18 protein-coding genes are annotated in these 20,337 nt (G+C 42.0%); 5 read left to right on the top strand and 13 right to left on the bottom strand.

Going from position 1 to position 20,337, the window contains the following annotated elements; translation table 11 throughout:
• Window positions 1–28: 28 nt before the first annotated feature.
• Together ACED29_RS10835 and ACED29_RS10830 are read right to left on the bottom strand one after the other, a co-directional pair.
• Window positions 29–1,078, bottom strand: a complete 1,050-nt coding sequence (locus tag ACED29_RS10835) for a 3-oxoacyl-ACP synthase III (protein ID WP_124016191.1) — start codon at window positions 1,076–1,078, stop codon at window positions 29–31.
• A 252-nt stretch (window positions 1,079–1,330) separates the two neighbouring features.
• Window positions 1,331–2,650, bottom strand: a complete 1,320-nt coding sequence (locus ACED29_RS10830) for a methyltransferase (RefSeq protein WP_371697652.1) — start codon at window positions 2,648–2,650, stop codon at window positions 1,331–1,333.
• Window positions 2,651–2,729: 79 nt separating this feature from the next.
• Here ACED29_RS10830 and ACED29_RS10825 point away from each other — a divergent pair, with 79 nt between their 5' ends.
• Window positions 2,730–2,957, top strand: coding sequence for a DUF1289 domain-containing protein (locus tag ACED29_RS10825; protein WP_371697651.1), 228 nt, complete (start codon window positions 2,730–2,732; stop codon window positions 2,955–2,957).
• A 270-nt stretch (window positions 2,958–3,227) separates the two neighbouring features.
• Here ACED29_RS10825 and ACED29_RS10820 read toward each other — a convergent pair whose 3' ends face one another.
• The 7 genes from ACED29_RS10820 to ACED29_RS10790 all read right to left on the bottom strand — a co-directional run bounded on the left by ACED29_RS10820 (window position 3,228) and on the right by ACED29_RS10790 (window position 11,675).
• The gene (locus ACED29_RS10820; protein WP_182723507.1) at window positions 3,228–3,584 is read right to left on the bottom strand and encodes a YajD family HNH nuclease; all 357 of its coding nucleotides are present in this window, start codon (window positions 3,582–3,584) and stop codon (window positions 3,228–3,230) included.
• A gap of 257 nt (window positions 3,585–3,841) precedes the next feature.
• Entirely contained in the window at window positions 3,842–4,426 is a 585-nt protein-coding gene (locus tag ACED29_RS10815; protein WP_124016194.1) for a DUF502 domain-containing protein, read from the bottom strand.
• A gap of 164 nt (window positions 4,427–4,590) precedes the next feature.
• Window positions 4,591–5,736 carry a putative sulfate/molybdate transporter gene (locus ACED29_RS10810; RefSeq protein WP_371697650.1) on the bottom strand — a complete coding sequence of 382 codons (1,146 nt, stop codon included), beginning with the start codon at window positions 5,734–5,736 and terminating at the stop codon, window positions 4,591–4,593.
• Between the two features lie 365 nt (window positions 5,737–6,101).
• Complete coding sequence (phoU, locus tag ACED29_RS10805; RefSeq protein ID WP_124016196.1) at window positions 6,102–6,806, bottom strand: phosphate signaling complex protein PhoU; 705 nt, start codon at window positions 6,804–6,806, stop codon at window positions 6,102–6,104.
• Between the two features lie 47 nt (window positions 6,807–6,853).
• The gene (gene pstB / locus ACED29_RS10800; RefSeq protein ID WP_124016197.1) at window positions 6,854–7,672 is read right to left on the bottom strand and encodes a phosphate ABC transporter ATP-binding protein PstB; all 819 of its coding nucleotides are present in this window, start codon (window positions 7,670–7,672) and stop codon (window positions 6,854–6,856) included.
• 27 nt (window positions 7,673–7,699) lie between these two features.
• On the bottom strand, window positions 7,700–9,361 hold the full coding sequence (pstA, locus tag ACED29_RS10795; protein WP_182698511.1) for a phosphate ABC transporter permease PstA: 1,662 nt from the start codon (window positions 9,359–9,361) through the stop codon (window positions 7,700–7,702).
• 58 nt (window positions 9,362–9,419) lie between these two features.
• Window positions 9,420–11,675, bottom strand: a complete 2,256-nt coding sequence (locus tag ACED29_RS10790; protein ID WP_182698512.1) for an ABC transporter permease subunit — start codon at window positions 11,673–11,675, stop codon at window positions 9,420–9,422.
• 296 nt (window positions 11,676–11,971) lie between these two features.
• On the opposite strand from ACED29_RS10790, the gene ACED29_RS10785 reads away from it, so the two are divergent.
• From ACED29_RS10785 to ACED29_RS10770, 4 genes are all read left to right on the top strand, one after another.
• A complete protein-coding gene (locus ACED29_RS10785) occupies window positions 11,972–12,478 on the top strand; it encodes a glycine cleavage system protein R (RefSeq protein WP_124016200.1) in 507 nt (168 codons plus the stop codon).
• A gap of 99 nt (window positions 12,479–12,577) precedes the next feature.
• Complete coding sequence (locus ACED29_RS10780) at window positions 12,578–13,396, top strand: DUF2797 domain-containing protein (RefSeq protein ID WP_182698513.1); 819 nt, start codon at window positions 12,578–12,580, stop codon at window positions 13,394–13,396.
• 281 nt (window positions 13,397–13,677) lie between these two features.
• Window positions 13,678–14,283 carry a LysE family translocator gene (locus tag ACED29_RS10775; RefSeq protein WP_182698514.1) on the top strand — a complete coding sequence of 202 codons (606 nt, stop codon included), beginning with the start codon at window positions 13,678–13,680 and terminating at the stop codon, window positions 14,281–14,283.
• Window positions 14,284–14,311: 28 nt separating this feature from the next.
• On the top strand, window positions 14,312–14,857 hold the full coding sequence (locus tag ACED29_RS10770; protein ID WP_371697649.1) for a DUF1415 domain-containing protein: 546 nt from the start codon (window positions 14,312–14,314) through the stop codon (window positions 14,855–14,857).
• A 310-nt stretch (window positions 14,858–15,167) separates the two neighbouring features.
• Here ACED29_RS10770 and ACED29_RS10765 read toward each other — a convergent pair whose 3' ends face one another.
• The 4 genes from ACED29_RS10765 to ACED29_RS10750 form a co-directional block, all read right to left on the bottom strand.
• Window positions 15,168–17,168 carry a methyl-accepting chemotaxis protein gene (locus tag ACED29_RS10765; protein WP_371697648.1) on the bottom strand — a complete coding sequence of 667 codons (2,001 nt, stop codon included), beginning with the start codon at window positions 17,166–17,168 and terminating at the stop codon, window positions 15,168–15,170.
• A 163-nt stretch (window positions 17,169–17,331) separates the two neighbouring features.
• Window positions 17,332–18,144 carry an alpha/beta fold hydrolase gene (locus ACED29_RS10760; RefSeq protein WP_124016205.1) on the bottom strand — a complete coding sequence of 271 codons (813 nt, stop codon included), beginning with the start codon at window positions 18,142–18,144 and terminating at the stop codon, window positions 17,332–17,334.
• A 22-nt stretch (window positions 18,145–18,166) separates the two neighbouring features.
• On the bottom strand, window positions 18,167–18,532 hold the full coding sequence (locus ACED29_RS10755) for a hypothetical protein (protein ID WP_165870084.1): 366 nt from the start codon (window positions 18,530–18,532) through the stop codon (window positions 18,167–18,169).
• A 142-nt stretch (window positions 18,533–18,674) separates the two neighbouring features.
• Entirely contained in the window at window positions 18,675–20,267 is a 1,593-nt protein-coding gene (locus tag ACED29_RS10750) for an ABC-F family ATPase (RefSeq protein ID WP_371697647.1), read from the bottom strand.
• Between the last annotated feature and the right edge of the window lie 70 nt (window positions 20,268–20,337).

Raw genomic sequence — 20,337 nt, 5'->3', positions numbered from 1 at the left:
ATGCAAAAACGTCAGTGCAGCCATAGGCTTACCACTTAATTCCTAACATCATGCAGTTTAAGCCACTGCCTATTCCTAAAAAGCTGACTTGATCGCCAACACGTAAAAAGCCTTCATCATGAGCAATTGCCGCCGTCACAGGAAGTGAGACCGTGCCCATATTGCCCAATGTTTGATAGGTGGGATATTCTTTTTCGTGGGGTATATTTAATGCATTGAGCACTTGTCGGCGGTTGGAAGCCCCCACTTGATGACAAATCACTTTATCAACTTGTTCGACAACCCAGTCACGCTGCTCTAAAAAATGCTCCCAAGTGTGCTTGGCAAGCTCGACACCTTCCTTCAATAAGGTGACAGCATCTGTTCGCATAAACTCGCGATACAACAAGTGCCCAGCTTCTTGCAGGCCCCATTGACACAATTGGTGATGTTCTGGTGCAGACAAATGACTCGCCCCTAACAACTGGTGTTGGCGAGTGGTTTTAAGGTCCAAAGTACCGTCGGTTAAAATTACCGCAACAGCTCCTGAGCCACCAGTTAATGTCGCCAGTGATTGAGCAAAATTTTGCATGGTCGGTTCAGCTAACATGTGGTCGATGGTCGCATCAACTATGTCTCGTGCAGATTCACACGACACCACCATACCGGCTTTGATTTGGCCTAACTCTATGCGGTTAGCAATATCTAAAATGCCCGACAACACACCTAAACACGCATTACTGATATCGTAGATTGCAGTGTCTTTAGACACCCCGAGTTCAGCAGCAATACGACAAGCGGTAGCGGGTTCATGTTGGTCACGACAGACACCGGTGTAAACCACCGCGCCTAAATCACTGACATTGATTCCGGTTTCATTCAAGGCCTTTCGTGCTGCAGCAATGGCACCATCTGATAAACGATGACCTTTAGGCCACCAGCGACGCTCGGTAATTCCGGTTAATGCGGCAAGTTGCCCCATTGGAATACGAAACTTTTGATACAGTGGCGCCAAGCGAGATTCTAAATCGCTACTCGACACTACTTGTGGTGCTAGCTCATAGGCCAGACTATTGATAAAGACGCGTGAATATTTCATTAAACCGTATAATTCGCTTCGCTCTAGCAAGCCCAAAAGCCACTAGAATAGTTGTTATTCGTTATTAACCCGCCATTTGAACAAGAATGGCCTAATTATTCAATCAAAAACAGTAAGCCAATACCGTCATTTGGATAATTATTTATGGTTAGATTTCATTGCTTGATTAACTAGTATGTTGATTTTCACAGTTTTAAGGTAAATAGACTAGTATAAACAATGGTTTAATTTACTGATTTGTGACAAATGCTGTTATTCGTCTGTTTTAATTGCTTGGATCAAGGCATTTCGTGGTGTCACACTGTTTGCACAAAATTCAGCCAAGGTAACTTGGTATCCCTGCTCCTGTAAAAAACAGACTCGGTCGAGCAACAGCCAGCGCTCCAATGTACGACGAAATAAATGAGCCACTAAATCGATTCGCTTTGTCAGGCGTTGACGCGCAATACCGCGGTGCAAATAATGGCTTAAATTAATCTCACTGGATAGTGATAAATGCTTTTGATTTGCTGCCCATTGGCAAAAATCGCTAAAACTACCGCTAAGCTGGCTTTTTTTAATCGTCGGCACCGGCAAATAAGCCTCTACACCTCGAATATCTCGCTGCAAGCTATCAAACCCTAAGCGCCATGATACCTCTTGATTGCGTAATTGTTGTTTTTTACTGTTGGCAATAACGCTTTGTTGCAATGGTAGTTGTAAATCATGCTTTGACAGCTTCAGAGCGCTGCCTTTGGCTAAATCCGATAACGGCTGATAATCTTCATGCTCAATCAAATGATAACAACAAGGTGAAATAGAAATCGCCCGAGTACCCGCTAAGGTTGCTAACTTGAGTAAACGTATGTGTAAGTCACCGCAGGCGTGCAATGCGATGGCATGTTGATCGATTAACAATAGCGGTTTATTTGAGTCTATTGGCGCAAACGCATCTGCACAAATAAAACGCTGCGGGATCTGCCATTGTTTGGCAAACATTTGCCCTTGGGCGCACAAACTCGCTTGCCACTCAAGACTGGTCACCTCAACCTGTTGCTGCTTGGCGACTAAACGGCCTAAATGGCCTTTACCAGCACACCATTCTAAAATGGGTAATCGAGGTAACAAAGGTTGATACTTTGGATCAACTTGATGTGAAAACGCCGTAATTTGCTGCCATTTCCGCCCTTTAATATGAGCGCTAAAATGCACTAAATCGTCATTTTCAGGCTGATTATTTTGTTGCTCTTGACTGGAAAAATCGACCGTATTCTCTGAGTGAACAGATTGTGTAGACGAAGTGATGACTAACAAGCTTAGTTGACTAATGAGTTCGTCAGCCTGTGGTAATAGACTTTGTTTAATATCGCTCATCAAACTGGGTAATAACGTCTCAACCAGCAACTGCTGATCCATATCGAGGCTATCTATTTCACCATCGTCAAGCTGCCACACTTTTTGAGCTAACTGCGGAAAGGTCTGTTGCCAAGGTAAGTGGTCACACTCAAAAGCAACCAGCTGCCATAAGGGTTTTAAAGCATCAAGAAGTGTATCGACCGCGTTAAAGGTAGAATGATAATCGATTACTGACATATGGCTGCTTATAGTTAACCTTAGCTGATTGAAATGATAGGATGCAGTCCATTGAATACCTAAACCGGAATTGTAAACTATGCACTCACCTTGTGTCGCCCGTTGTGGCTTAAATGCTGATGATTATTGTATGGGTTGTTTTCGTCACATCGATGAGATTGTCACTTGGTCACAAATGAATGATGAGCAACACCAGCTCATTTGGGACAGTTTAACGGCCAGAAAACAACAGTTTTTAGGTGAGAGTAATAATCAGACCTTGTCACGAGCCAAATGGTTGGAAGCTGAAAAACGGATTAAACGCTGATAGGTTATAACGAGCGATAACAAGCGATTACGAGCCTAGATATTAGGGCGGACTGCGTCTGCTAGTGCGCTTCGCCTTCTATAATAAGGGTAAAGCAAAAGGCATAGCTCAGAAGTATTGCCATGATGGAACCTAGCCCCTAAGCTTCACCCTTTTGAATTTGATGTTATAGCATCTCGCCACGAAGCGTCATAGATCCTAGGCTGTTTCGCGCTTATCATCGCCGGTTATTAATTTGTCATCACTCTTAGCACTTTAACCATCGATGAACTACTTCTTCATCATAGCTTTTAAGTCAGCAAATGGGTTGAAGGTGGCAGCTTGTTGTTTGGCTTCTTTGGTACTGCCATAACGAATTAATTCTTCAAAACGTGAGTGTTCGTTGTCGTGGCAGTACAAGCACAATAATTCCCAATTGGTGCCATCTGATGGGTTGTTATCGTGGTTATGATCGCGATGATGTACCGTGAGTTCAGATAAGTTTTTATGGGTGAATTCGCGAGTACAGCGACCACATACCCAAGGGTAAAGCTTAAGCGCTTGCTCACGATAGCCTTTCTCACGAGAGGCTTTATAGTCTCTGGCTTCAGCTAATACTTTATCTAATTTACTTTCGTTGGCTGACATTAATTTATCACTCATAAATAAAATGGCCTCAAGGATAAATCACTGTTATCACTTGGGGTAATTGTTTATAACATCTTGTAGACCATTACGCTGCAATGGTCATATATGCAAAGTCAAAGCGATAACCAGAGATGACAAACGAACGAGCAGAACGGCAAACCCGCCCTAGTCTTTAGCCCTAAAACGCTTTATTTTTAGTACAGCGTTGGCAGCTATCGATTTTATCAACAGTTATCACTCCAAACAGATTTTAGCGGCTATGAAGCGTCTTTGCTATTCGATATTCCAGCGGTTAAATTAAAGCGCATTGCATCTTCAAAAGACCAATCAACACTGATTAAGTCTTCACGCTTTACTAAGCTTGTTACCCCAGCAATTTGATAACTCAATTGAAATAATACTGGCACCCAATCGCCTTCAGGCAAAGCATCAACTAAGGGCTGTGGCGCAAACTCACTCATGATAAAACCGACTACAAAGCTACCATTGGCTTGCTTTACTAACACGGTTTTTTGGGTTTTAGGTTGGCCGTCACGGTTCATTAAACTGGCAATATCCCGAATGCTGCCATAGACCGATTTAAACAATGGAAACTTCATCAGTTGATTTTCAATCCAGCCATAGACCCATACAATTGGGCTAACTGAAAATAATAATCCCGCAATAAAGACTAAGGCTGCGACCAAACAAAAACCTGCGCCGACAAAAACAGGTTCTATTCCAACAATATCAAGTAATAGCTTACCTAAACCATCAAGGGAGATGAACAATGACCAGAAAAGCCAGATCGATAGCACCATAGGTAATAAATTCGTTAAACCACGAGTAAGGGTATTTTTCATTGATCACACAAAAGAAGATAGAACAGGACAAAAATGTTACCACAGTTTGTTGATTAGTCACTTCAAAAATAGCAACTGACTCATTGGACTATTGCTGCGCTGTCAGACTGCCCTGATAAAAAAAGACACCATAAGCTCACAAATATTACCCTACAAGTGCACGATTACTGTTTCGAGTTAACAAGATTCAACCATTGGTGACGACCTAACTCTAGTACGACACCAACAGCCAAACCGGCTGCGGTGTTAATCAATAAACACGTCACCGCGGTTGATAAAATAACCAACATACAAAACGGCTTGCCATCAAATAAACGTTTAGACCATGCTAATTGTGTCCCTGCTATGGCAAGTAAACTGCCTAAAACGGCTAAAGGGATCAATGACAATGCACTGGCAATACCTTTACCCCAAAAGATGGCAATAACAATGCACGCACTACCAAAAATAGTCGGTGCTAGCCAGGTTCGTGCGCCAAAGTGATATTGCACCGCCAACCCACCAGCGCCGTGACACATTGCCGTTGCACCAAAAGGCGATAACAGCAAGTTAGCCCAACCAGAGCTTTTAGCAAATTGTTGTGGTTCAAATCTTTCACTTTCTTGAGGAAATTTATCTTTTGCCATCGCAGAAATCGCAATCACTGCATTGGTCAATGTGAGCGCTAACTGAGGTAGCACCAATAAAACAGCAGCAGAGCCCCACTCATCGATACTCGGCCAACTCAACGGCCAAACACTGGTATGGGTCAAGTTAACACTGGGCAGAGTCCCACTTGTTAACTGCCAAACAATGCCAAGAATAATCACTACCGGCATCACCAAATATTGCATTGGCATAAAACGACTGGCAAACAAAAAACTAAAAGCAAGTATGCCGACCCACCATGTTTCGCTCATCATGACGCCACCTAACCATATCAATTGGAGTCCTATTGCTAGCTGGATCCCAATACTGATCGCCGGCGATAACAACTTAGCCATCCATTGAATAATGCCGCTATAGGCTAAAAAAAGTAGAATTAGGCCCATTAACATGGCGGATGCTTGTAACATTCCAGGAGACATTCCTTCTGCAATGACTAACGCACTGATCACCTTCATAGGTTGTATCGGAATGGGGCGTCGATAATAAAATGCCGTAAATAAGGCAAAAAAACCAAAGCCTAAAAATATCCCTTGAGGGGAGAATTGATTAAGGGCAATTAAGCCTAAAACGAGAGGAAGAAAGGTACCTAAATCAGCAAATGCGCCACTGAACTCACCTGAAATCTTATTTACGTTATCGAAACGATTGATCTCACATCTCATATATCTTGCCGTAAGGAATGGATACTGAGATAAAGCAATTACAGTGCCATATTAAAAATGCGACACACCTCTAAATTAATATGCCTAAATATAAATTTAACAAATTCATTGCGACAATATGGACCATAGCATGTCGCCAACAATGGTCATTATGTCCACATAATCGTTTGTTAAATCATTAGTATTTAGAACAGATCACCTAAAAAAGATCAGCCGAATCAATGAAAAAGTAGATTGAGAGAAATATATTAATAATACATTTCTCTCAATTGCATAAAAAAAGCCCCTATCGATGGGGGCTTTATTACAAGGTCGAAAAATGGCTTACTTAAGCACTCTAGATTTGAATATTACAATTTAGAGACTTAAAGCTCTTTTTCCATTTCTTCGTAAGAAATATGACGAACGTCTTTACCTTTTACATAATAGATCACGTATTCACAGATGTTTTTACAACGATCGCCAACACGCTCAACAGCGCGTGCAGCCCATAATACGTCTAACACACCAGGAATTGAGCGCGGATCTTCCATCATATGAGTCATTAATTGACGGATGATACCTTCATACTCTTTGTCTATTTTGGCATCTTCTTTATGTAATTCAAAAGCTTGGTCAGCATCCATACGAGCTAATGCATCTAAAGTTGAGTGCAGCATACGTGTGGCATGACGCCCCATGTTTTCAATACTCACCAATAAAGGTTGTTGGCTGTTAGCACGTTTTTCAACCGCAGCTTTAGCAATACGAACACACGCATCACCAATACGCTCAAGATCGGTAATGGTTTTTGAAATAGCCAAAATTAAGCGTAAGTCACTTGCTGCAGGCTGACGCTTGGCAATAATACGAGTGCATTCTTCGTCAATAGCCACTTCCATGCCATTCACTTTATGATCGCCTTCAATCACTTGTTGAGCCAGCTCTGAGTCAAGGCTTGCAAGAGCATCTAATGCTTGCTCAAGCTGACGTTCAACTAAACCGCCCATCGCCAATACGCGATTGCGAATATCATCAAGCTCAGCATTAAACTGGCCTGATATATGTTTACTTAAATTCATTTTATCCATGATACCCACCTAAATTCTGTATATTAATTAAAAGCGTTTTAGCCAGATTAACCGTATCGACCGGTAATATAATCTTCTGTTTTACGCTTTTTAGGGGTAGTGAAAAGGGTGTTGGTATTAGCGTATTCAACCAGTTCACCCATATACATAAATGCCGTTTGATCTGACACTCGTGCCGCTTGTTGCATATTATGCGTCACAATCACCACGGTATATTTTTGCTTTAATTCAGTGATCAATTCTTCAATGGTTAAGGTTGAGATGGGATCCAGTGCCGACGTTGGCTCATCGAGTAATAATACTTCTGGCTCAATGGCAATGGCACGAGCAATCACCAAACGTTGTTGCTGACCACCTGATAATCCAAATGCATTGTCGTGTAGGCGGTCTTTCACTTCATCCCAAATGGCTGCGCCACGCAGTGAACGTTCAGCCGCTTCATCTAAATCACGACGGTTGCTTAGCCCTTGCAAACGTAAACCATAAACCACGTTTTCATAAATTGACTTAGGAAACGGGTTAGGACGCTGAAACACCATACCTACGTTACGACGTAATGCTGCTACATCAACTTTCTTGTCATAAATATTTTGTCCGTGAAGCAAGATTTCACCGTCAATTTTACAAATATCGACTAGGTCATTCATACGGTTAATACAACGTAACAGCGTTGATTTACCGCAACCACTTGGGCCGATAAAAGCAGTAACTTGTTTTTTAGGGATCTTCATCGACACATCAAATAACGCTTGTTTATTCCCGTAACGTAAATCTAAGTTACGTATCTCAAGCGCGGTATCCTGTGCCGGTAAGTTAACTAAATCAACGGCTTCTTTTTTCATTGTTGAACTATCAATAGAAATCATTTTATCTTTCCTTCAGGATATCGCTAATTAGTGTTCTAGCGAACGGAATTTTTCACGTAAATGGTTGCGCACGCTGATAGCGGTTAAATTAAGGGCAACAATTACAGATACTAATAAGAACGAAGTTGCATACACCAATGGACGAGCAGCTTCTACGTTAGGGCTTTGGAAGCCGACATCGTAAATATGGAAACCTAAGTGCATAAACTTACGTTCTAAATGCACAAACGGGAAATTCATATCAATCGGTAATGTTGGCGCTAGCTTGACCACACCAACCAACATTAACGGTGCCACTTCACCTGCTGCACGGGCTACTGCCAAAATCAAACCGGTCATAATTGCCGGGCTTGCCATTGGTATTACAATGCGCCATAAAGTCTCGGCTTTGGTTGCACCTAAGGCCAAACTACCTTGACGTACTGCGCTCGGAATACGGCTTAAACCTTCTTCCGTCGATACAATCACCACTGGTAACGTTAAGATAGCTAAGGTTAGTGCAGACCACAGCACCCCAGGTGAGCCAAATGTAGGAGATGGCAAGGCTTCGGGGAAGAACAATTGGTCAATTGAGCCGCCCATCATGTAAACAAAGAAGCCTAAACCAAACACACCATACACAATTGAAGGCACACCGGCTAAGTTAATCACCGCAATACGGATCAGCTTAGTAATCGGACCTTTCTTAGCGTATTCATGTAAGTAAATGGCTGCAATAACACCAAATGGGGTCACAATCACCGCCATCAACATCACCATAAATACCGTACCGAATATCGCTGGGAACACCCCACCTTCAGTATTTGCTTCACGTGGGTCATCACTGACAAAGCGACCTATGCCAACAAACCAGTGAGTTATCTTTTGTAGCAAACTCATATGATTGACATAGCTTACGTCTAAAATAGAGTCTAGAGGCAAGGTAACCTCAACGCCGCGCATGTCTTTAATAATTACAGAGTCACGGGCAGCTTTGTCACGCAGAGCAAATAAGTCTTTTTCAAGCACTAAGTAGTCTTGCTGCAGTTGATCAAGTTGCGCCTTAATATCAGCCTTACGTGCCTCAGTTAATTCACCATCCAGCTCATATCCACGTTCTTTTAAACGTAAACGCTCCATTTGGTAATTAATCGAACCAATATCGCTTTTTTGCAACTCCAGGGCTTGATCAGATATCGCTACAGCGCGATCTATGTGGTCAAACAAAGAAGCTTCTATATCTGATTCACTGTTTAACGCTAAGCGTTTACCGTCTTCGATAACCGCAACAGGATAACCGTAAAAGTTACCATTTTGCGTACGCTCAAGCTTAGCGACATCAGCGGGAATTGAACGGCTGACGATATCTGTTGCAAGGATCCAACGAAAATCTAAGCCAACAAACTCACGGTTACCGGTTTTAACCAGATAACGCATCACAAACTCACCAGGATGCTTAGTAAACTTATGCCCTGCTGAAATTAAGCGCTCTGTTGGCACTTCTTCACGGTCATAAATTTCACCAATAAGGGTACTTTTAACCCCATTATTGTCTTCAAGCTGCCATTGATAAACATCAGCGGGCCAAAAGTAACTTAGACCACGCCAAGCGATTAACAGTAATAAGCCTAATACGGCAATTAAACTGATACTAACGGCACCACCGGTCATCCAAATCCACGGTGAACCTGATTTAAACCACTTACCCATTGCACAAACCTCTCAAGGCGATTGGCGAAATAATCATTAATTGAGTCATCATCTTTCCTTACAGTGAGCTATAACGTTCGCGTAAACGTTGGCGAACCACTTCAGCAATAGTGTTAAAGAAGAAGGTGAACACAAACAATACAAAGGCGGCTAAGAACAACACACGATAATGCGAGCTACCAATGGCCGATTCTGGCATTTCCACCGCAATGTTTGCCGCTAAGGTACGCATACCTTCGAAAACGCTCCACTCCATGATGGCAGTGTTACCGGTTGCCATTAACACAATCATAGTCTCCCCTACCGCGCGGCCTAAGCCCATCATGATGGCCGAGAAAATCCCCGGACTGGCAGTGAGTAACACCACTCGAGTTAAGGTTTGCCAGTTTGTCGCACCTAATGCCAAGCTGCCGTTTGATAGATGACGTGGCACAGAGAAAATCGCATCTTCAGCAATTGAGAATATGGTTGGAATAACCGCAAATCCCATGGCGATACCCACAACCAGCGCATTTCGTTGGTCAAAGGTGATGCCTAAATCGTTGGTAATAAACTGACGCGTGTTGCCATCGAAAAATGCCACTTCAATTATTGGGCTTATCTCAAATGCAAACCAACCAACAAATATAATCACTGGTAATAGCATCAGTTCTTGGTAGGTTTCAGGTAAACGTTGCTTCCATTTTTCTGGTAATTTACTCCACGCAAATGCGGTAGTAAGAATGGATGTGGGTAATAATATCAACAACACCACAATACCGGGCAAGTGTTCCTCAATCAGTGGCGCTAACCACAAACCGGCTAAGAACCCCAAAATAACCGTCGGTAATGCTTCCATAATTTCAATCGTTGGCTTAACCACGTTGCGCACTTTAGGCGTCATAAAGTAAGCGGTATAAATTGCCCCAGCAATCGCCAGTGGCGATGCAAATAACATGGCGTAAAATGCCGCTTTCATGGTGCCAAATGCCAAGGGCATTAAACTCAATTTAGCTTCAAAGTCGTCAGTACCAGACGTTGATTGCCATACGTATTTAGGTTCTGGGTAGCCTTCGTACCATACTTTATCCCACAACGCGCTCCAGGATATTTCTGGATGGCTATTCTCTACAGAGAAAAGGTTAAGTTTGTTATCAGCTTCAATCACTAATCCATTTGAACGCGGACTAAACGCCATTTGACCTGGGTTGGTTAACTGAAATTTCTCATCAAATAGTTCACGTTGACTCGTGGTATAAAGCAGAGTTAATTCACCTTCTTTACTTAATACAGCAAAGCTTTTACGGTAAAACTCAGTCGCCATAACACTTACAGGTGCTATATCGTCAAACTCACGAATTTGTTGGTACAAACGACCTTTATCACTATTAACTTGGAAATACTGACTCACAATACCACTGTCATAACTGACCAAAATCGAGCTAGCACCGGCAAGCAAATTGACTTGTCTCACTTGAGCTCCGACTTTTTGAACATCGATAACTTGAAGTAATTCAATCGAGTCTGCGTCACGAGTGTTGTAGACAAACAGTTTATTGGTCGCGCCTAAAATAAGCTGACGATGATCGGGTGTCATTATTGCCGAAATAACATGATTCGGTGCATCTTCAATAAACACTTCAACAGATGACCATTCAACCTCTTCAGTCATCATGTTTTCTTCGCCTTCTTGGCGATTTAACTTCCAAGCACCATTGGCATCTTGGTAAGCAAAACTCATGCGGCTGTCGCTGAAATCAAACACCAGATTATAAACAGCGCCCTCATTATTAATCGTTAATGGCTCTTCACCAATCGGATAACGTAATGATGGCGTAATAACACGTTTGTTGTCTGGGTAGGTTAAGCCAAACTCGATCCCGATAACGATCACTTGGCCGTTACTCAAACCTAACGCGAAACGTTGCTCGCTTGGGCTCGATTTAGCACTACTAGTGACCGTGGTACCTTCAGGAATTTTAGCCTTAAAAGACGAGATTAATTCACCGCTAATGGCTGAATAAAAATCGACATTACCCATTTCGGTTACCCGATAAAGGACTTCGTTTTGTTCATCGCTACCAACCATTAAGGTTTTAGCGTCAGTATTTTGGTAACTCACACTCGTAACAGGTTCTATATGTGCCCCATCAAAAATGGGCTTGATGACATACAGCAAATAGAAAAATATTAATAACAGGGTGACAAATACCAACGTGCCACCAACGGTTACCCCAATCTCTGCTGCCTTATCCTTAAATGCTCTGCGGGTTGCATGTCTATCAACAAGTAGACTTTTTTCAGCAGAACCAGGTTTATTGACCTGACTTTCCATTAAGAACCTCTAATAATTAATCGATGCCATAATTAGCGCTTTGAATGTGTAGTTTACTATGCTAACAATAAATATTTATGACCAAATACATTAACTTTCGCCACTTATTTAAGTATCTAAATCACTTACCTTAGTCTCTACATAACTCATATTAGTTTCTAATTAAGTGTTAGTAAGACAATAGTAAAACTGATGTAAGACAGCAAAAAAACCATAACACAATCTTAAGTGGCTGCGATTATATGACGTAAAGATGACAGTTGTGTTACAGACTTTGTTTATAGGAGAAATATCCAATGATGCGTTATCTTATTACTCTTCAAGCACCAGACCGAAAAGGCTTGGTAGAACAAATCGCCAATGTCGTTAGTCGACATAATGGCAACTGGTTAGACTCAGAAATGCGTCATATCGACGGTATTTTTGCGGCCATATTACAATTAGAAGTCCCAGCACTAAAATGGGATGAGTTAATTGATGCCTTAGAATGTATTGACGGCTTAACGCTAACGTTTGCTAAAACCACCTTAGCCGCTAAACCGATTAAGCATTTATATTACAACTTAGTTGCCTACGATCGCCCCGGAATTGTGCTGCATATCTCAAATAAAATGAATGCGCTAGGCATTAATATTGAACAATTTAGCAGCCAGTATGAAACGGCGAGTCACACTGGTATCGCGTTATTTAAGGCGACCATGACATTAGGCTTAACCGATCCAAACCAAGAAGAACAAATTACTGCATCGCTTTATGAAATGGGTGATGACGTGGTGCTTGATAAGCTGAGTAAATCAGCTTAAATGAACAGCAGATCGGCATACAAGCTCAATTAAGCCTAAAATCCGTTTTCATCATCTGTTAAACTGCCACGAAATAATGATGATAAAAATGGATTAACCATGTTTGGAACGCTATCAAAATTGAAAACCCACCTTAATGATAACCATGAGGTGGAGTATCATTTACCGGTAGGTGACGAGCGTTTAGCGCTTAACCCGCTTATTGGTAAGTCATTGACCATGACTCACACAGGTAATATTTTTTGCAGCAACTGCGGTAAAAAGACCAAGAAAAGTTATTCTCAGGGTCATTGTTATGTTTGCATGTCAAAGCTAGCCAGTTGTGACCTGTGTATTATGAAACCTGAAACATGTCATTTTGATCAAGGCACTTGTCGCGAACCAGAATGGGGCATATCAAATTGCTTTGTGCCCCACTACGTGTATTTATCGAATACTTCAGGTATTAAGGTCGGCATTACTCGCCATACTCAAATCCCAACCCGTTGGATAGACCAAGGAGCGACTCAGGGCTTACCAATTTTTAAAGTGTCGACGCGTAAAATGTCGGGCTTAATCGAAATAGAATTAGCCAAATTCATTAACGACAAAACCCATTGGCAAGCGATGTTGAAAGGTCATAATGATGATATTGATCTTGTCGAACAAGCCGCGCAACTGATTCCTCTGATTGAAGATAGACTGCACGCTTTAGCGGCCGAATATCAAGACATTGTGATTGAACGCCTTGATGCCAACATTCAAGCCATTAGCTATCCTATAACGCAATTTCCGGTGAAAGTTAAATCACACAATTTTGATAAAATTGCTGAAGTCAGCGGTATTTTGCAAGGCATTAAAGGCCAATATCTTATTTTTGATACCGGGGTGATCAATATTCGTAAGTTTTCATCTTACGAAGTAGACGTCAGTTATTAATTTACCAAACGATTTCTTTTAAAAACTTACTAGCAATGCCTGTATTTTTAAGTCATGAGATCAGAGATTCACTCAGGTTTCGTGACTTAAAAATAGCCTATGGTAATTACACTTGCTAACCATTAATTTATTTAAATTATATCAAAGCGTTAATCGCTATAATGATAATTTATTAAGATTAAAACGATAAATTTAACTCACTGCTAAAAAAATCATTATGGTGAATGACTAAATTCACCTAGAATTCTGCTTCTATAACACTTAAGCCGAGAAACCTGTTCATGGAGTTAGTATTCGCCATTGCTTTATTTGCTTTTTCTGCCGGTATTACTCCAGGCCCTAACAACATTATGTTGATGACCTCTGGGGTTAATTTTGGCATTAAACGCAGCATTCCTCACTTAATGGGCATTAGCTTGGGTTTTCCGACCATGATACTGGCGGTTGGACTTGGCTTAAGCGCGATATTTCAAGCGTATCCTTTCATCCATATTGTTATTAAAGTGATTGGTATCAGCTACCTACTTTATCTTTCATGGCTTATCGCTAATAGCAGCAGTAAAATGGAAGGTAAGCAGGTAAGCAAGCCATTTAGCTTTTTACAAGCCGCAGCATTTCAATGGGTCAATCCAAAAGGCTGGATCATGGCAGTGGGAGCTATTGCGACGTTTACTTCAGTGCAGCAAGAGCTGAATAGCCAAGTGATCACGATTGCGAGTGTATTTTTATGTGTGGCATTCCCGTGCGCGATTGTGTGGCTGGGATTTGGCGTGGCACTAAAACGTCTGCTAAAAAATGAACGCCAACAGCGTATTTTTAATATCTCTATGGCTCTATTATTAGTGGCATCGATCATCCCAATGATGTTACCACCCGCAACACATTAATTTATTAAATAAGCTTAAAGGTTACATAATGGAACAACATGAATGTCTTGCTCATACCGAAAACTGGGTAAAAGATGTCATTATGAAATACAACATTTGCCCATTTGCGCGTCGAGAAGTTGAACGCGCTAGCATTCGTTATGTAGCCATTGAAGCAACAAAGATAAAGGCCGTACTAAAAGCAGTAATTGACGAGTGCCAACACTTAGATACTCATCCTGATACTGAAACGACACTATTTATTTTACCGCGGGGCTTTGAAGGTTTTTACCCTTACTTAGATTTAGTCGATTTTGCTACTGATGAATTAATGGCGCAAGGGTATGAAGGGGTTTATCAATTAGCGACATTTCATCCAGACTATTGCTTTGAAGGCGAACCTCAAGACAGTGCCGCGAATTTTACTAATCGTGCACCTTATCCTTGCCTGCATATTATCCGTGAAGCCAGTATGGAAATTGCGTTAGCCAACTATAGTGATCCGGAATCGATTCCTGAGCGAAATATTGCTTTTGCCGAGCGTAAAGGCAGCGATTTTTTTATTAAGCTACTGCAGCACTGTACTAAATCGTAATCATGGCAGATGCCGGTGTTTCTGTTGATTTTAAGTTTTAAGTTTTAGGTTTCGCCCTACCCGCCCGTCATCCCTGAGTGCTTGTATCAGGGATCCAGGTGTTTCTGTTGACCTTGTTTAAAAACGCAAAAACAAACACCAGGATTCCGGCTCAAAAGCATTACTGGAACGACCTGGTAGTGGGCTTTAGCAGGGTACGCATTAGCAAGTGACGGTGTAGTGAACGTTATTTGAATGCTTATTGAATATGTTTACTCGACATTATAAGCATTATGAGTAGCTTTGCATTGCTAGCTTTTGGCTTCACGCTCTACTCTTTTGATAAGGTAAACTTACTCACTTGCTGTGACATATTGCTCGCATCATTAAGTAAACTGTCGTTAAGCTCAGCGAGTTGTTGCGATATGTCTTGAGTATGGTGATAGATTTCAGTGATTTTCATCGCATTGCGATTCACTTCTTCGGCCACCGCAGACTGCTCATGCGTCGAGGCGGCAATTTGTTGGTTCATGCTGTCTATCACCTCAACGTGCTCAGCAATGAGCTTAAGCTCTCGACCAGCATGCTTTGATTCTTCAACGCTTAACTGCGCCTGTGCTTGGCCACGTTTCATGGCATTTACCGCTAGTGTTGCGCCGTACTTTAAGCGTTCGGTCATGTTTTTAATGTCTTCGGTTGAGCTTTGTGAACGCTGCGCTAGCGTGCGTACCTCATCAGCCACAACAGCAAAGCCTCGACCTTGGTCGCCCGCCCTAGCGGCTTCAATTGCAGCATTGAGTGCCAATAAGTTGGTTTGCTCTGCAATAGAGCTAATCACATCAAGAATGATCACAATACTTTGTACATCGGTATCTAAACGTCCAATAGCCTCTGCTGCATCGGCTATTTCATTGGCTAATATTTGAATTGCATCACCGGTTTTACTGACATCATTTTCACCGCTTTTGGCCTCTATGTTGGCTTTGGCTGACGCATCTGAAGCTTGGACAGCATTAGCGGCAATTTCATGCACTGTTGCACTCATTTGTGTCATGGCTGAAGCCACTTGCTCTGCTTCTGATGAACCTTGAAGCACATCGGTTTGCAATGAGCGTGTATAACCGTTCATTTGTTCAACAGCATTCACCAGATTCACAGCATTGACGCGCACCTGGGTAATGATGTCTTCAAACTCGGTCATCATTTGATTAAATGCTAGCGATATTTGGCCAAATTCGTCTTGCGATTGTTGAGGTAAACGAGTGGTTAAATCAAATTGGGTTCCGGCATGGAGCATTTGCTTGTGCAATATGCTTAAGCTGCGATGCAAATAACCCGACACACTCAGGCTCATTACAATGACAAACACTAATGCGAGCAGTAATAGTAATGCGACGTAGTACATCTGCTGCGTTGCATGGGCCAGTTTATCTTGGCTAAGCTGCGTTAAATCATCACCAAATTGTTTTTCTAGTTGAGTCAATATCGCAATACGCGCTGTTGATATTTTAAACCATTCTTCAGGGTCTTGAGCCAACATGGCTGAAGCATCTTGAGCAAAAGCGAGTTCACGTAAGACTTGTACATCTGCCATGGCGCTGCTTTGCTGGGCTTGCTTATATGCGTTGATATTACTGACATTCGCAGCCGCAATAAACCGTTCAGCATAGGTTTGCTGCTCAGCCACTAAGGTGACAAACTTGCGAAATAAGCCTGGCGCAAACTCGCTGTTACCAAAAGTGGTACTTAATACGGCCCGTTCTATCCCTGCACGCTCTTTTAACTGTAAATAAGCCGCAAACGCTTTGAGGCGCATTGATAATTCACTGTCTAGGCTTTGGCTCGCCGCTTCATCGACCATCGACAGCAATAGCGTGTTCATTTTGGTGTAATAACCGACTTGCTCAGGCACAGAAACAGTGAGGCTGCTAACCTTATCACGCATCGTTGTTAGTTGAATTAATGATGAGGCGACTTGATCATAAGTCGCTTGCAATTGAATGGGGAAGTCATCTTGCTGAGCAAATTGTTTAAAGCGGCTAATTTGGCTGTCGGTTTGACCACGCTGCCCGGGTAAATCGTCTTTAAATGATTGCCCTTGAGACCCAATGTAGCCTGCGCTCATGCCGCGCTCTTTTTGCAGTTCATGCACCAGCGCACTATTAATAATGGCAACATTCGACAGTTCTATCACTAGCTTTAGTTGTTGCTGTGTGCGGTAATGATTACTCACATACATTCCACCAAATAAGATACTGGTGAGCAGCGGTGGCAATACGAGTAACGCAAGCTTACGTGATATTTTAAGGTTACTTATCCACTGCCAATTCATAAACATTCCTTTGCGATTAATAAAACATACGATTCAGTGATACTTTAGACGACATTAGGCATATTGTATTACTCTGTAAGTAAAACTCAGACTTAGCTCACAGCTAAATTAGTTTATGCCGTTCTAATTATTAATAATCTACTCACTATGGAGTAGTTGTACACTATTGCTGCAATGCTAAGCAAAAATCACTAATCAGTTCGGGCCAATCATCAACATCATCCATAGAGTTAGCGATATGCAGTTTGGCATTCGGTAACGCCTTTTCAAGTTCAATAGCTGTTTCAATGGGATGAGCATCATCATCTTGCCAAGCAAGAATTAGTGTTGGCACCCTAATGCTGGCAAGTTGCTGCTTACTTGGGAGGTCATTTTGAGCGGCCGCGGTAAATAACTGACTTAATGTCTGGCGTTTCATTGACTTTAGTCCATCTAACATCCCCAAAACACTGTGCTTGTGGGCATCGATTAACCAGCGAGGTAACATCTTGTCTAAATGCTTGGCATTCATTTGGGCTAAGCCTTTACCGCCAAGTATGCGTGCGGCTTTGGCTATTTTATAATAATAATTAACTTGATTGGCTCTAGCCTGCCACGCGATAGGCGGGGTCATTAAAATGAGTCCTTGAATGCTTTCTGGATTGGCCAATGCTGCATACAAACTGGTTGCACTGCCCATGGATTGACCACCTAAAATCATTGGTGTCGGTGCTTGATAATGCGCCGCGACCCTCAACATGTCTTTAGCAAGAGACGGCCAAAGGTAATCGTCAACAGACTCACCCGCAGTAGATAAGCCATGACCGATCGCATCATAACGAATAAGTTGTAACTTTTTAGGAAACCGATGCCAAGCATACACGCCAATAGCATCTTCGCTTTGCATGCAGCCACACAGACCGTGGGCCCAAACCAAGGCTTGCCCCTTACCGCTAATGGAACAATTAAACTGATTGATATTAAATTGCTCTGTCATGGCCTGTGGTTCTCCTATCTGTCTATCCTTTTACAATTTCAATCAATCTATTAATAAATAATATGATTGCATCTGTCGTATCAAACCTAAATGCTAAACCGTAATGAATTTCACTTAAGCCTTTGTTACGGCGTGTTGGAAAACGAGTCATTTGAGCATTGTGGTAATAATCATATTTGGCATGGACGCCATCAATAGTGGCCAGTTCAGTAGAAAAAACCTCAAATGCCGGACGAATGATCAGTAATGGGGTTTTACCTTCAACATGTAAATAAACCGGCTCTTTTAACTCTGGAAGCATGTATTCGGTGACATTCTTAATATTAAAATTAGTACGACATTTGAGTTCATTCAAGGTTGATGCGACTTGTTCAAGGGTGATGCTCATAAAGTGGATGCCTGTGCTGGGTAATGTCATTGATTTATATCACTAGAGTATATGGCTTAGCTGAATAAATAAAAACAAAAAGCCCCGAACAAATGTTCAGGGCTAATGGTGTTAGTGCGATATTAGTAACGATAAAGTAGAATTATGCGTCAATACCTTTACTCGCCAAAAACTCGTCGTATGTGCCTTTGAAATCGTTAATCCCTGTCGGAGTCACTTCAAGAATACGAGTGGCTAACGATGATACGAATGCACGGTCATGAGATACGAACATTAATGTACCTTCGTACTTTTCAAGCGCGTTGTTTAATGACTCAATCGATTCCATATCCATGTGGTTGGTTGGCTCATCGAGTAATAAGATGTTCGGCTTTTGCATGATAAGTTTACCGAAATACATACGGCCTTTCTCACCACCAGATAGCACTTTGACTGACTTTTTAATGTCATCGGCACCAAACAACATACGGCCTAGAATACCGCGTACCGATTGGTCATCGTCATTTTCTTTGCGCCATTGACTCATCCATTCGAACAAGGTCATGTCATTGGAAAAATCAGCTTCATGATCCTGGGCGTAGTAACCAATATTGGCATTTTCAGACCAATTAATGGTGCCTTCATCTTGTGGGATGTCGTGTACTAAAGTACGCAACAAAGTCGTTTTACCGACACCGTTTTGGCCCAAAATAGCAATCCGCTCGCCCACTTCAACCATAAGGTCGAATTTACTAAATAACGGGGTATCGTAACCTTTAGCTAAGTTTTCAACAACCAAGGCATTACGGAACAATTTCTTTTCTTGTTCAAAACGAATAAACGGGTTCACACGGCTTGATGCTTTAATATCATCTAGCTTAATTTTATCAATTTGCTTGGCGCGTGATGTCGCTTGCTTAGCTTTAGATGCGTTAGCCGAGAAACGCGCAACGAAGGTTTGTAACTCTGCAATTTGTGCTTTCTTCTTCGCGTTGTCACTCATTAAACGTTCACGAGATTGCTGTGCAGCCATCATGTATTCGTCGTAGTTACCTGGGAACACGCGTAATTCGCCGTAATCTAAGTCAGCCATATGAGTACAGACTGAGTTTAAGAAATAACGGTCATGCGAAATAATGATCATGGTGCTGTTACGTTGGTTCAACATATCTTGTAACCAGCGAATAGTATCGATGTCCAAGTTGTTGGTTGGTTCGTCAAGTAACAGTAAATCTGGGTCGGAGAATAATGCTTGCGCCAAAAGCACACGCAATTTAAAACCTGGAGCGATTTCGCTCATTAAGCCAAAGTGTTGTTCGGTACCAATACCGACACCTAAAAGTAAGTCACCGGCACGAGATTCAGAGGTATAACCATCCATCTCGGCAAATTCCATCTCAAGTTCAGATACTTTAATACCGTCTTCTTCGCTCATTTCAGGTAAAGAATAAATACGGTCGCGCTCTTGCTTTACTTTCCACAACTCACGGTGGCCCATGATCACAGTGTCTACGACAGAAAAGGCTTCGTATGCAAACTGGTCTTGGTTTAATTTACCCATACGTTCGTTAACATCTATTGAGACGTTACCACTTGATGGTTCTAAATCACCGGCAAGGATTTTCATAAAGGTGGATTTACCACAACCATTCGCGCCAATTAAACCGTAGCGATTTCCGCCACCAAATTTGACTGAGAGGTTTTCAAACAGTGGCTTAGCGCCAAACTGCATTGTGATGTTAGCTGTTGTAATCAAAATGAAATTCCAAATCGTGTTGTGTGTTGAAGCCGATATCAAATTATAGTGTATTCGCTCAAGTTGACAT

The sequence above is a fragment of the Shewanella sp. 5S214 genome, assembly GCF_041439795.1.
In the GTDB taxonomy this organism is placed as follows: domain Bacteria; phylum Pseudomonadota; class Gammaproteobacteria; order Enterobacterales; family Shewanellaceae; genus Shewanella; species Shewanella vesiculosa.
Note: the sequence above shows the minus strand (reverse complement) of the source record. Positions and strands in the feature narration are given on the sequence as shown.